Raw genomic sequence first — 12,386 nt, 5'->3', positions numbered from 1 at the left:
CAAAGCAGATTTCACTGTTTTGTCACCATTTCACCGCTAAACCGTAAACCTGCCAGGCCAGTCTGAAACTCCCGCATCCTATCTGGGAGACAGGCAATGGCTCGTGACTTCGACGGTACGTACCAACCCAACGCCAAGGCTCGCAAGCAGCAGGAAAAGGATCAGCGCCGCATGGAATATCGGCGGGCGATCGAAAGCTATTGCGACCAGCGTCAATTGCTCCGCGAGCTGGCGGACTACCCAGACCTGCAAGCGCTCACGGTGTGGCAGGCGTCTGCGGCAGCCTCCCCGAAAAACGTTCAACAAGCCCGCTGATCAGCGCACGTTCGCCGCGGATGAACGCCAGAAACGCCAAGGCCACCGGCGACTGGCGCTTGGCCTTGGCCTGCACCACGCACCAACTGCGGTACAGGGGCAGCTCTTCCACCGGCAGTTCGGTCAGCACGCCGGTGGCCAGTTCCAGGTTCACCGCGTGGCGGGTCAGCAACGCCACCCCGAGACCTGCGATCACGCATTCGCGTTGGGCATCGGCCGACGCCACTTCCAGGGTCTGGGTGAAATGCACACGCTTGTCCTTGAAATACTCCTCGCACGCCTTGCGCGTCCCTGAGCCTTGCTCGCGGACCAGCAGGGTATGAGGTTCCAGATCCTGCAGGCGCAGCTGTTCCAGCTTGCACAGCGGATGCTGTGGCGGCGCCACGGCCACGATCGGGTTGTTGAGGAAGGGCAGAAACTCCAGGCCCATGTCCTGCGGCACCATGGACATGATGATCAGGTCATCGCGGTTGTCGGAAAGCCGCCGAATGGCCTGTGCACGGTTGACCACCGTCAAGGTCAGGTTGACCTCCGGGTGACGTTGCTTGAAGGCCGCGAACAAGTGCGGAACGAAGTACTTGGCACTGGACTCGACCGCCAGCTTCAACTGACCTTGCAATGAGCCCTGCATGTCCGACAGCTGCATGTCCAGGCTCTCCAGCCGGCCGAAGATATCCCGGCTGGCACGCTGCAGGGCCTCGGCTGCTTCGGTCAGGTAGAGCTTCTTGCCAACGTACTCGAACAGTGGCTGGCCTATCAGCTCTTCGAGCTGCCGGATCTGCAGACTAACGGCGGGTTGTGTGAGCGCCATTTCTTCCGCAGCGCGGCTGTACGAACGCAAATCACACACTTCGTTGAAGATCTGCAATTGTCGTAAAGTCATACGCATCAAGGACTTACGCATAGTTGTCGGCTCATCGGCAATACCTTGTTACCCAACTATAAGCTTTTGCTAATACAGCCCCTAACAAATATTGATTTTTGTTTATCAACCCATGGCGCTAGGGTGAATACGCGACTGGCCAGCAACGTCTGGTCACGCGCCGACCGGTAGAACCGGCTCGACTGTTCCTACGGCTTTGGGAAGACTCCAGTGATAAAAAAAATCCTGATCGCCAACCGAGGTGAAATCGCAGTTCGGATCGTGCGTGCATGCGCCGAGATGGGCATTCGCTCGGTAGCGATCTATTCCGACGCCGACCGCCACGCCCTGCACGTCAAGCGTGCCGACGAGGCGCACAGCATTGGTGCCGAGCCGCTGGCCGGGTACCTGAACCCGCGCAAACTGGTGAACCTGGCGGTGGAAACCGGTTGCGATGCCCTGCACCCGGGCTATGGCTTCCTGTCGGAAAATGCCGAGCTGGCAGAAATTTGCGCCGAACGCGGGATCAAGTTCATTGGCCCGGCCGCCGACGTGATTCGCCGCATGGGCGACAAGACCGAAGCACGCCGTACCATGATCGCCGCCGGTGTGCCGGTAACCCCGGGCACCGAAGGTAACGTTGCCGATATCCATGAAGCCCTGAGCGAAGGTGACCGCATCGGTTACCCGGTCATGCTCAAGGCCACTTCGGGTGGCGGTGGCCGCGGTATCCGCCGTTGCAACAGCCGTGAAGAACTGGAGCAGAACTTCCCGCGGGTCATTTCCGAAGCAACCAAGGCATTTGGCTCGGCCGAAGTGTTCCTGGAAAAGTGCATCGTCAACCCCAAGCACATCGAGGCGCAGATTCTCGGTGACAGCTTCGGCAATGTGGTGCACCTGTTCGAGCGCGACTGCTCGATCCAGCGCCGCAACCAGAAGCTCATCGAAATCGCCCCAAGCCCACAGCTCACCCCTGAGCAGCGCGCCTATATCGGCGACCTGGCGGTGCGTGCAGCCAAGGCAGTGGACTACGAAAACGCCGGCACCGTGGAGTTCCTGCTCGCCGATGGCGAGGTGTACTTCATGGAAATGAACACCCGGGTGCAGGTGGAGCACACCATCACCGAGGAAATCACCGGCATCGACATCGTCCGTGAACAGATCCGCATTGCTTCAGGCTTGCCGTTGTCGGTGAAGCAGGAAGACATCCACCACCGCGGCTACGCGTTGCAGTTCCGTATCAACGCCGAAGACCCGAAGAACAACTTCCTGCCCAGCTTCGGCAAGATCACCCGGTACTACGCCCCTGGCGGCCCGGGCGTGCGCACCGACACGGCGATTTATACCGGCTACACCATTCCACCGTTCTACGACTCCATGTGCCTGAAACTGGTGGTCTGGGCGCTGACCTGGGAAGAAGCCATGGACCGCGGCCTGCGGGCCCTGGATGACATGCGTGTACAAGGGGTGAAGACCACCGCTGCGTACTACCAGGAAATTTTGCGTAACCCGGAATTCCGTAGCGGCCAGTTCAACACCAGCTTCGTCGAAAGCCACCCTGAACTGACCAACTACTCGATCAAGCGCAAACCCGAAGAGCTGGCCCTGGCCATCGCCGCTGCCATCGCCGCCCACGCAGGCCTATGAATGCAGCAGCAAGCTGTAAGCGGCAAGCTGCAAGTAGAAGCAGATCAGCTTTTTCTTGCAGCTTGTAGCTTCAAGCTTGCCGCTACGAGGAGATAACAATGTCCAAGAAAATTCACGTAACCGACACGATCCTGCGCGACGCCCACCAGTCCTTGCTGGCCACCCGTATGCGTACCGAAGACATGCTGCCGATCTGCGAAAAGCTCGACAAGGTCGGCTACTGGTCGCTGGAAGTGTGGGGCGGTGCCACCTTCGACGCCTGCGTGCGCTTCCTCAAGGAAGACCCGTGGGAGCGCCTGCGCAAGCTGCGCGCTGCGCTGCCCAACACCCGCCTGCAAATGCTCCTGCGCGGCCAGAACCTGCTGGGCTACCGCCACTACAGCGACGACGTGGTCAGGGCCTTCGTTGCCAAGGCCGCGGTCAACGGCATCGATGTATTCCGTATTTTCGACGCCATGAACGACGTGCGTAACCTGCGCGTGGCCATCGAAGCGGTCAAGGCCGCTGGCAAGCACGCCCAGGGCACCATTGCCTACACCGTCAGCCCGGTGCACACCATCGAAGCCTTCGTGAACCAGGCCAAGCAGATGGAGGCCATGGGTTGCGACTCGATCGCGATCAAGGACATGGCCGGCTTGCTGACGCCGTTCGCCACCGGTGAACTGGTCAAGGCCCTGAAGGCCGAGCAGTCGCTGCCGGTGTTCATCCACTCCCACGACACGGCTGGCCTGGCTGCCATGTGCCAGCTCAAGGCAGTGGAAAACGGCGCCGATCACATCGACACCGCCATTTCCAGCTTCGCCTGGGGCACCAGCCACCCAGGTACCGAATCGATGGTCGCTGCGCTCAAGGGCAGTGAGTTCGACACCGGCCTGGACTTGGAACTGTTGCAGGAAATCGGCCTGTACTTCTACGCGGTGCGCAAGAAATACCACCAGTTCGAAAGCGAATTCACCGCGGTGGACACTCGCGTGCAGGTCAACCAGGTTCCCGGCGGGATGATTTCCAACCTGGCCAACCAGCTCAAGGAGCAGGGCGCCCTCAACCGCATGAACGAAGTGCTGGCCGAGATTCCGCGGGTCCGCGAAGACCTTGGCTTCCCGCCGCTGGTCACCCCGACCTCGCAGATTGTCGGTACCCAGGCGTTCTTCAACGTGCTGGCCGGCGAGCGTTACAAGACCATCACCAACGAGGTGAAGCTCTACCTGCAGGGCGGCTACGGCAAGGCCCCGGGCGTGGTCAACGAGCAGTTGCGCCGCCAGGCCATCGGCAGCGAAGAGGTGATCGACGTGCGCCCGGCCGATCTGCTCAAGCCGGAAATGACCAAGCTGCGTGGTGATATCGGTGCCTTGGCCCGGTGCGAAGAAGACGTGCTGACCTTCGCCATGTTCCCGGATATCGGGCGCAAATTCCTCGAAGAGCGCGAAGCCGGCACCCTGACCCCGGAAGCCCTGCTGCCGATTCCGGAAGCCGGTGTGGCTGCCGCCCCAAGCGGTGAAGGCGTACCGACCGAGTTCGTCATCGATGTGCACGGTGAAACCTACCGCGTCGACATCACCGGTGTGGGTGTGAAGGCCGAAGGCAAACGCCACTTCTACCTGTCGATCGATGGCATGCCGGAAGAGGTGGTGTTCGAGCCGCTCAACGAGTTTGTCGGCGGCGGCAGCAGCAAGCGCAAGCAGGCCAGTGCCCCAGGCCACGTCAGCACCACCATGCCCGGCAACATCGTCGATGTGCTGGTCAAGGAAGGTGACATGGTCAAGGCAGGCCAGGCGGTGCTGATCACCGAAGCCATGAAGATGGAGACCGAAGTGCAGGCGGCCATCGCCGGCAAGGTCGTGGCCATCCACGTGGCCAAGGGCGATCGCGTTACACCGGGCGAGATCCTGATCGAGATCGAGGGCTGATACAGGCCCTCATCTACAAGCGGTTTACCTCTGGGGAGCGGATGCTCCCCTTTTTTTGAGGTTGAATATGAATTTTAATGCAGGAATAGCGTGAATCTTGGGCCGTATCTGTATTAAATTGCAGAATTTACACTGAAACATCAGGGAATCTGCACTATGATGCAGATCCATCGACCGAGTCGGTTGTCCGCATGCGGTAAATTGCAGGTGAACCATGTACAGACTCACGCTTCAACTCCATGATCAGGCGCAGTGGCATGATGCTGTTGCCATCGCCTTTGTCGAGCCTGAAAAGGGCCTCTCCAGCCCCTGCGAGTTCGGCTATACCTCCGAGTACGTCAAAACCCATCTGGAGGCATACGACAGCCTGTTCTGCCAGGCGGCAAGCGCGAGGCTGCCGGTGGATTTTGGTTCTTATCGTCTGCAGCATGCTCCCGCGTTCCTTTACGACATCGCGCCCGCCGGTGCCGCCAAGCGCTTCCTGCTCCGGCATATCGGCCGTGAGAAACCAGAAGGCATGGGGGATGACCTGTTTCTCCTGGGGCGGTCCACTCCGGCGCCAATCGGCAACCTGCGCATCAAGGAGTCGGCTGAGCTACTGGATTATGCCGACCCCATCGGGTTTGCCCGTCAGGATGTGATCACCCGCGATCAACGGTTTCTCGAATACGCCTATGAGCGAGGTGCGGCCATTGGTGGCGCGACAGGCGCCGGTGGGGAGGCGCCAAAGCTTTTGATGACCGAGGCAGAAAACGGCCTGTTGTATCCCGACGCGGTGCTGGCGGATGAACGTGCCCGGCGTCACTGGTTCATCAAGTTCGCCAGGAACCAGGCACTGGCTGATGATCAGCAGATACTGCGGGCCGAGTATCTCTACTACAAGGCGTTGCAGCAGCTTGGCATCGAAACGGTGGCCACTGAATACATGGCGCTGGAAGAAGGCTCCAAGCCCAGCCTGTGGCTGGAACGCTTCGACCGGCAGGTTTGCGCGCAGGGTGTGCAACGCTTTGCCGTGGAGTCGATGTACTCCCTGTGTGGCGTGACCGAGCCTGGCAGCCGAATGGGGCACCTGGAGGCGATTGAGGCGCTTGCCGTGGTGTGGAAACTGGCCGGGCAGGGGAGACAGCTGCCTGACCTGGTTGCCGATTATCTGCGGCGCGACCTGATCAACAAGATCCTGGGTAATGCCGATAACCACGGGCGTAACACTGCGATCATCCGTACCCGTGACACCGTGCGCCTCGCACCGATCTACGACCTTGCACCGATGGTGATGGATCAGGAAGGGATAACGCGAACGACGAAGTGGCCAGCCTCGATAGAGCGGGCTGGCGATATCGACTGGCAGGCTGCCTGTACTGCACTGGCCGAATTTGTCGACCCGGGCGAAGCTTTTGAGCGTCTGCGGCGGGATGCCCGGCACCTGTTGGCATTGCCGGATATCTTGTCCGCCCTGGGCCTGCCTGATGCGGTGATGAATCACCCGGCAATTGCGCTGGGCAGGCTTGAGCGCCGGATGGTTGAATGGGGGTTGGCATGACGGTTTCCATCGATGCCCGTGGGCTACTGATCGACGGAGTACGCGAAGGTATCGCCAACGGCAGCCTTGAGCTGGGTGCTGCCGTGCGGCGGCTGCGTGTGGAGGTGGCGAAGATGCAGCAGACTCAGTTTGCACGCATGTGCAAGATTTCCGTGCGTACGCTGATCCAGATCGAGCAGGGCGGTGGTAACCCCACGCTGAACTCGTTGAACGCCGTGTTCAAGCCATTTGGCTTGCAGATGGGGGTTGTCAGGCGCGCGAGTCTGATCAGGTAAGCCACTGCACCGATCATAGGCCCGTGAGCCCGTGACCGGTGGTGCAGGTCAGTTCCTGCGGCAGGCCTCAAGCGTTCGTGCCTGCCCTTGCGGGCGCTGGTTCTCGGCACTCAACCACCGCTCGAAGCCAGCCGCCACCTGCGGCCACTCATCATCGGTAATCGAGTACCACGCCGTATCACGGTTGTGGTCCTTCACCACCAGGTGCTTGCGGAACACCCCTTCGAAGACGAACCCGAACCGCTGCGCTGCACGCTTGGAGCGGGCATTGGCGTTATTGCACTTCCATTCCAGGCGGCGGTTCCCGAGTTCGAAGCTCAGCTTGGCCAACAGGTAGACGGCCTCGGTACTCCTGGGTGTGCGCTGCATGGGCGCGCCGAAGGCGATGTGGCCGATCTCGATGCGGCCATGATCAGGCACGATCGACATCAGGCTGAGGATGCCCTGAGCCTTGCCGCTGGCGCGGTCGATCACGGTGAAATACAGCGGGTCGTGGCCGGCGGCGTTACCTTGCAGCCAGCGGTCGAAGGCAGCGCGTTCGGTAAACGGGCCGTAGGGCAGGTAGTCCCACAGTACCGGGTCGGCGCCCGGGCCTTGCAGGGCAGCCCAAAGGTCGTCGCCGTGGCGCACCGGGTCGAGTTTTTCCAGGCGGATGAAGCGCCCGTCGATGGGCTCGGCCTTGGGTGATGCGGCGGGTTTCCAGTGCAGTGCGTCAGTCATGTGGCCTACAACCCTTTGCGGAATTGGATGAAGCCCGGGCGCTCGGCAACCTGCTCGTACAGGCTGATGGCGGTGGCGTTGGTTTCGTGGGTCAGCCAGTGCACCTTGTTGCAGTTGTCGGCCTTGGCTGCAGCATAGACATGTTCGATCAGTTGGCGGCCGATGCCCAGGCCCCGCTGTGCGCTGTGCACGTAAAGGTCCTGCAGGTAGCAGGCATTTTCGATGCTCCAGTTGGAGCGGTGGTAGATGAAGTTGACCATGCCCACGGCCGTGCCATCTACCCAGGCCAGGGCCGAATGGGTTGGCTCGTTGGGGTCGAGCAGGCGCTGCCAGGTACTGAGGCTGACGTCATCGGCCAGTTCGGTTTCGTAGAAGTGCAGGTAGGCCTGCCACAAGGCATGCCAGGCGGCGTGATCTTGAGCGGTGACAGGGCGCAGGGTAACGCTGGGCATTGGGCTACTCCTTCACAGAAGGCGCATGTGCGCGGCAAGTTGATTGTCCAGGTGATCGGGGCTGGCGCTCAGGCTTTCGCGCACGCCGGCAATGTCCTGCTCAGCGCGGTTCTGGCTCAGCTTGCGCGCGCCTTGCAACCGCTGGATCGGCAGGCGAATGCCAACAATGGCGCGGAGCATGCCGTCGATGTAGTCGGCGGGCGCATCGCTCACCTGCCACGGCTCACTGCGGCCGTGCTCATGGCGGTCGGTGAGCCGGCTGACAATCGCCAGCAATGGCTCGGCGTCGTGGATCACGTCGGCTACCCCATAGGCGTGCACGGCCAGGTAATTCCAGGTTGGCACCACTTTGGGGTTATCGGCCTTGCTTGGGTAGTAACCGGGGCTGACATAGGCATCGGCCCCGGGAAACACCAGCAGCGCTTCGGCCCCCTGCGCCAAGTCCTGCCACTGGCGGTTGGCCCTGGCCAAGTGGGCGTACACGGTGCCGAACTCGCCTTCTGCGGGGTCGAGCAGCACCGGCAAGTGGGTGGCCAGCAGGCCCTGCTCGCCATGGCTGACCAGCACGGCCAGACGCGTGTCGAGCATGTGCCGCTGCAGCCGGGCGAGGTCGTGTTCCTGGTGTGGCTTACTGTTGTACATGGTCTGAGTCCTTGTCGAATGGTCCCATCCTAGGCAGGCTAATGGTTCTGGGTAAGAGCCATTACTGCCTGTTTTCATAGGTCCAATGCCATGCACGAAAAGCCCCTCATCCTGCCTTTCGACCCGACGGGGATTTCGCTCGATCGCCGCCGCGGGTTGAGCCAGCAGCTTTACCAGGCGCTACGCGAGCGGGTGCTGGATGGGCGGCTGTGCAGCGGCACACGGCTGCCTGCCACCCGCGATCTGGCAGCCGTGCTGGGGCTGTCGCGCAACAGCGTGGTGCGCGCGTATGACCAGTTGTACGCGGAGGGCTATATCGAAAGCCGAGTCGGTGACGGCACCTACGTAACCCGGCTGCCGAAACTATCCACACAACTGTCCACAGGGTTATACCAGGGGTTATCAACAGGTTTATCCACATTCGGCCAGGAAAATACTGAGGATTTATCCAGCCAGCACAGCTGTAGCGAGCCTTTGCAGCGCCTGAAAAATCACCATCTGCCGCCCCCCAAACAGGGCGCGCCGCGGGCTTTTCGTTTGGGGATACCTGCCTTCGATCTGTTCCCCTTCGACGTTTGGGCCAAGCTGCAAGCGGGTTTCTGGCGTAACCCTGCGCCTGCACAGCTGGGTTATGGCGACCCGGCGGGTGAACCGGCACTGCGCGAGTTGATCGCTGCCTACTTGCGCCGCTCGCGGGGGCTGACCTGTACCGCTGAGCAAATAGTGATCACCAGTGGCGCGCAGCAGGCCATAAGCCTTTGTGCACAGTTGCTGTTGCAGCCCGGCGACCGGGTGGCTGTGGAAAACCCGGGCTACCGGGCGGCGGCGCACGCTTTTTCAGTGGCGGGTGCTCAGGTCGCCGGCGTGCCGGTGGATGAAGAGGGTATGGATTGCGCACGGTTGGGCCAGTTGCCGGGTTGCCGGTTGGCCTATGTCACGCCCGCCCATCAGTACCCGACCGGGGTAACCATGAGCCTGGCCCGGCGCCTGGCGTTGCTGGGCTGGGCAGAACGCAGCGATGGCTGGATCATCGAGGACGACTACGATGGCGAGTACCGTTACAGCGGCGCGCCCCTGGCCCCGCTGGCTGCACTCGACCGGGCCGGCCGGGTGTTGTACGTGGGCACCTTCGGCAAGATCGCCTTCCCGGCGCTGCGCTTGGGTTACCTGGTGTTGCCGGCGCAGTTGGCACAGGCCTTCAGCCAGGGTAAGGCGTTGGCAGTACGGCATTCGGAGGTCAGCACCCAGTGCGTGATGGCCGAGTTCATGGCCCGTGGGCATTTCCAGCGGCACATTCGCCGCATGCGCAAAGCGGCGTTGAACCGGCGCAATGTGCTCAAGGCCGGCTGGCCTGTGGATATTGCCGGGCTGGGCAGCATGCCCGCAGTGGCTGCTGGGCTGCACGTGAAGGTGTCTGTGGATAACTTTGCGTGTGAACAGGCGTTGGTGGCCAAGGCAGAGGCGGTTGGCGTTGAAGTGACAGCATTGAGCAATTTCTGGCTGGCCGACAGCGAAGTGCCTGTGGATAAGCGTGCAGGTCTGGTGCTGGGGTTTGCCGCGGTCCCGGAGGGCGAGATTGCCGCGGCATTGATGAAATTGCGCAAGGCGTGGCGCAAGGGTTGAGGCTGCCTGCCTCTTCGCGGGTAAACCCGCCCCCACAGGTATGGCCGGGTGGTCTCAGGTGCGGCGCATATCCTGTAGGAGCGGGTTCACCCGCGAAGGGCTGCAAGGCAGCCCCAACTGCGTCAGGTCCCCGACTTGATCCGCGTCCAGGCCCGGGTTCGCGCCCGCTCGGCCTCGCGCTGCAACGGCTTGAGCGTGTAAAGCTTGGCCATCGCCTCCGCCGTCGGGTACAGGTTGGGGTTGTTGCGAATCGCAGGGCTCACCTTGTCGGTGGCATCCTTGTTGGGGTTCGGGTAGCCGACAAAATCGCTGATCGGCGCAATCACCTCCGGCCGCAGCAGGTAGTTGATGAATGCATGGGCGTCTGCCGGGTTGGCGGCATTCTTCGGAATCGCCAGCATGTCGAACCAGATCGGCGCGCCTTCCTTCGGCAGGCGCATGTCGACCGTCACACCATTTTTCGCTTCGCGGGCGCGGTTGGCAGCCTGCGAGAAGCTGCCGCTGTAACCCACCGCCACGCAGATATCCCCATTGGCCATGTCAGCCATGTACTTCGAGGAGTGGAAGTAGGTGATGTACGGGCGAATCTTCAGCATCAGCGCTTCGGCCTTCTTGTAGTCGGCCGGGTTGTCGCTGTTCGGTGGCAGGCCGAGGTACTGCAGGGCCAGCGGCAGGATCTCCGACGGCGAGTCGAGCAGCGCTACCCCGCACTGCTTGAGCTTGGCGATGTTCTCTTCCTTGAAGATCAGGTCCCAGCTGTCCACCGGCGCGTTATCGCCGAGCGCGGCCTTGACCTTGGCCGGGTTGAAGCCGATCAGCACGGTGCCATACATGTAGGGCACGGCAAACTTGTTGCCTGGGTCGTTGGCCTCGATCAGCTTCATCAGCGCAGGGTCCAGGTGTTGCCAGTTCGGCAGCTTGCTGCGATCCAGCGGCTGGAACACCCCGGCCTCGATCTGCTTGGCGAGGAATACGTTGGACGGCACCACCACGTCATAGCCGGAGTTGCCGGTGAGCAACTTGGCCTCCAGCGCTTCGTTGGTGTCGAAGATGTCGTAGATCAGCTTGACGCCGCTGTCCTTCTGGAAATCGGTCAAGGTCTGCGGGGTGATGTAGTCGAACCAGTTATACACACGCAGGGTGCGCTGCTCGGCGTGCGCCTGCAGGGCACCGGTGAACAGGGTGGCAGCGATGAACGGGGCGAGCAGACGCTTGAGTCGGACCATTACCGGGCTCCTGGCTGGGCGCGCTGGAAACCTTCCAGCACATTGACTGCGTTGATACCAATTTCTTCCACAGCGTAGCCGCCTTCCATCACGAACAGGGTCGGCTTGCCAAGCTGGCCGATACGCTTGCCCATTTCCAGGTAGTCGGGGCTGTCCAGCTTGAATTGCGAGATCGGGTCATCCTTGAAGGTGTCCACACCCAGGGAGACCACCAGTACGTCGGCGTCATAGCTGGCGATGCGCTGGCAAGCCTCTTCCAGGGCAGCGCTCCAGGCAGACCAGTCGCTGCCGGCGGGCAGCGGATAGTTGATATTGCAACCCTCGCCGGCGCCTTCGCCGGTTTCGTCGGCATAGCCGAGAAAGAACGGGAATTCGTCTTGCGGGTCGCCGTGGATCGAAGCGAAGAACACATCGTTGCGGCGGTAGAAGATGTCCTGGGTGCCATTGCCGTGGTGGTAGTCGACATCGAGGATGGCAACCTTGCGCCGACCCTGGTCGAGGAATGCCTGGGCGGCGATGGCGGCGTTGTTCAGGTAGCAGTAGCCACCCATCACTTCGCCGGCGGCGTGGTGCCCTGGTGGGCGGCACAGGGCAAAGGCGCTGTGCGCGCCTTGCTGGATCGCTGCCTGGGCGGTGAGGGCGACCTGGGCGGCACTGTAGGCCGCCTGCCAGGTGCCGGCGGTGATCGGTGCACCGGCATCGAAGCTGTAATAGCCCAACTCGCCGTGCAGGCCGGTAGGTTTTACCTGGCGCAAGGTGCGTGCAGGCCAGGTGAACGGCAGCAGGTCGCCTTCCTGGCCCAGCGCGGCCCAGCGCGCCCAGGCGCCTTCGAAAAAGTCCAAGTAGTCGGCGCTGTGGATGCGCAGCAAGGGCGCGCGGCCGAAGTCGGTAGGGCCCTGGATGTCACCGAGGTTGCGTTTTTTGACCTGGTCGAGCACATGGTCAGCGCGCGAGGGCATTTCGAAACACGGCATCAGCTTGCCGTCGATCAGCTCGCAGCGGCCATGGTGCAGGCGGTGATCATCGGAATAGATCGTCAGCATTGTTGTTCTCCGGTGGGGACTGGCGTGGGGCCATTTTCAGCGGTGGGCCAGTGGCGGAGAACGACGCAACTGGCCAAAAGGGGATCGATGTGGCCAAGCTCTATGGCCGGGTTTTCCTGTGCTGGCTTTTTCGC

12 protein-coding genes are annotated in these 12,386 nt (G+C 61.8%); 6 read left to right on the top strand and 6 right to left on the bottom strand.

The genetic code is table 11. From position 1 onward, the window contains the following. The first annotated feature begins 96 nt into the window (after positions 1-96). The gene (locus tag APH30_RS29680) at positions 97-315 is read left to right on the top strand and encodes a PA3496 family putative envelope integrity protein (protein WP_082416234.1); all 219 of its coding nucleotides are present in this window, start codon (positions 97-99) and stop codon (positions 313-315) included. On the opposite strand, the gene APH30_RS22635 is transcribed toward APH30_RS29680, so the two are convergent. Continuing rightward, positions 257-1,204 (bottom strand): LysR family transcriptional regulator, encoded by a 948-nt coding sequence (locus APH30_RS22635; protein ID WP_161891643.1) that lies wholly within the window; start codon positions 1,202-1,204, stop codon positions 257-259. The genes APH30_RS29680 and APH30_RS22635 overlap by 59 nt on opposite strands. 204 nt (positions 1,205-1,408) lie before the next feature. Between APH30_RS22635 and APH30_RS22630 the strand changes: the two genes are divergently transcribed. The 4 genes from APH30_RS22630 (at position 1,409) to APH30_RS22615 (ending at position 6,546) form a co-directional block, all read left to right on the top strand. Further along, entirely contained in the window at positions 1,409-2,824 is a 1,416-nt protein-coding gene (locus APH30_RS22630) for an acetyl-CoA carboxylase biotin carboxylase subunit (RefSeq protein WP_009684483.1), read from the top strand. Positions 2,825-2,922: 98 nt separating this feature from the next. Continuing rightward, positions 2,923-4,731: a sodium-extruding oxaloacetate decarboxylase subunit alpha gene (gene oadA, locus APH30_RS22625; RefSeq protein WP_029886450.1), complete on the top strand. Its 1,809-nt coding sequence runs from the start codon at positions 2,923-2,925 to the stop codon at positions 4,729-4,731. 214 nt (positions 4,732-4,945) lie between these two features. Continuing rightward, complete coding sequence (locus tag APH30_RS22620) at positions 4,946-6,271, top strand: type II toxin-antitoxin system HipA family toxin (RefSeq protein WP_054913822.1); 1,326 nt, start codon at positions 4,946-4,948, stop codon at positions 6,269-6,271. Beyond that, a complete protein-coding gene (locus APH30_RS22615) occupies positions 6,268-6,546 on the top strand; it encodes a helix-turn-helix domain-containing protein (RefSeq protein WP_009684487.1) in 279 nt (92 codons plus the stop codon). The genes APH30_RS22620 and APH30_RS22615 overlap by 4 nt, the downstream gene beginning before the upstream one ends. A gap of 48 nt (positions 6,547-6,594) precedes the next feature. Here the strand turns inward: APH30_RS22615 and APH30_RS22610 are convergent, their stop codons facing one another. The 3 genes from APH30_RS22610 to APH30_RS22600 are packed head-to-tail and all read right to left on the bottom strand — an operon-like array spanning position 6,595 to position 8,360. After that, the gene (locus tag APH30_RS22610) at positions 6,595-7,266 is read right to left on the bottom strand and encodes a GNAT family N-acetyltransferase (RefSeq protein ID WP_054913821.1); all 672 of its coding nucleotides are present in this window, start codon (positions 7,264-7,266) and stop codon (positions 6,595-6,597) included. A gap of 5 nt (positions 7,267-7,271) precedes the next feature. Next, positions 7,272-7,718, bottom strand: a complete 447-nt coding sequence (locus tag APH30_RS22605; RefSeq protein WP_054913820.1) for a GNAT family N-acetyltransferase — start codon at positions 7,716-7,718, stop codon at positions 7,272-7,274. Between the two features lie 12 nt (positions 7,719-7,730). Beyond that, complete coding sequence (locus APH30_RS22600) at positions 7,731-8,360, bottom strand: FMN-binding negative transcriptional regulator (protein ID WP_054913819.1); 630 nt, start codon at positions 8,358-8,360, stop codon at positions 7,731-7,733. 90 nt (positions 8,361-8,450) lie between these two features. Between APH30_RS22600 and APH30_RS22595 the strand changes: the two genes are divergently transcribed. Further along, on the top strand, positions 8,451-9,983 hold the full coding sequence (locus APH30_RS22595; protein ID WP_054913818.1) for a PLP-dependent aminotransferase family protein: 1,533 nt from the start codon (positions 8,451-8,453) through the stop codon (positions 9,981-9,983). Positions 9,984-10,105: 122 nt separating this feature from the next. Here APH30_RS22595 and APH30_RS22590 read toward each other — a convergent pair whose 3' ends face one another. Together APH30_RS22590 and APH30_RS22585 are read right to left on the bottom strand one after the other, a co-directional pair. Next, on the bottom strand, positions 10,106-11,209 hold the full coding sequence (locus APH30_RS22590; protein ID WP_029886444.1) for a polyamine ABC transporter substrate-binding protein: 1,104 nt from the start codon (positions 11,207-11,209) through the stop codon (positions 10,106-10,108). Continuing rightward, a complete protein-coding gene (locus tag APH30_RS22585) occupies positions 11,209-12,252 on the bottom strand; it encodes a histone deacetylase family protein (protein ID WP_029886443.1) in 1,044 nt (347 codons plus the stop codon). The genes APH30_RS22590 and APH30_RS22585 overlap by 1 nt, the downstream gene beginning before the upstream one ends. Positions 12,253-12,386: the final 134 nt, after the last annotated feature.

Source organism: Pseudomonas sp. NBRC 111127 (genome assembly GCF_001320345.1).
Taxonomy (GTDB): domain Bacteria; phylum Pseudomonadota; class Gammaproteobacteria; order Pseudomonadales; family Pseudomonadaceae; genus Aquipseudomonas; species Aquipseudomonas juntendi.
The sequence above is the reverse complement of the archived record's forward strand: the minus strand, read 5'-3'. Positions and strand labels throughout refer to the sequence as shown.

Coding starts and splice junctions, on each gene's coding strand:
- APH30_RS22620 (WP_054913822.1), top strand. CDS start 4,946: ATGTACAGACTCACGCTTCAACTCCATGATCAGGCGCAGTGGCATGAT.
- APH30_RS22635 (WP_161891643.1), bottom strand. CDS start 1,204: ATGCGTATGACTTTACGACAATTGCAGATCTTCAACGAAGTGTGTGAT.
- APH30_RS22610 (WP_054913821.1), bottom strand. CDS start 7,266: ATGACTGACGCACTGCACTGGAAACCCGCCGCATCACCCAAGGCCGAG.
- oadA (WP_029886450.1), top strand. CDS start 2,923: ATGTCCAAGAAAATTCACGTAACCGACACGATCCTGCGCGACGCCCAC.
- APH30_RS22585 (WP_029886443.1), bottom strand. CDS start 12,252: ATGCTGACGATCTATTCCGATGATCACCGCCTGCACCATGGCCGCTGC.
- APH30_RS22595 (WP_054913818.1), top strand. CDS start 8,451: ATGCACGAAAAGCCCCTCATCCTGCCTTTCGACCCGACGGGGATTTCG.
- APH30_RS22600 (WP_054913819.1), bottom strand. CDS start 8,360: ATGTACAACAGTAAGCCACACCAGGAACACGACCTCGCCCGGCTGCAG.
- APH30_RS22615 (WP_009684487.1), top strand. CDS start 6,268: ATGACGGTTTCCATCGATGCCCGTGGGCTACTGATCGACGGAGTACGC.
- APH30_RS29680 (WP_082416234.1), top strand. CDS start 97: ATGGCTCGTGACTTCGACGGTACGTACCAACCCAACGCCAAGGCTCGC.
- APH30_RS22590 (WP_029886444.1), bottom strand. CDS start 11,209: ATGGTCCGACTCAAGCGTCTGCTCGCCCCGTTCATCGCTGCCACCCTG.
- APH30_RS22605 (WP_054913820.1), bottom strand. CDS start 7,718: ATGCCCAGCGTTACCCTGCGCCCTGTCACCGCTCAAGATCACGCCGCC.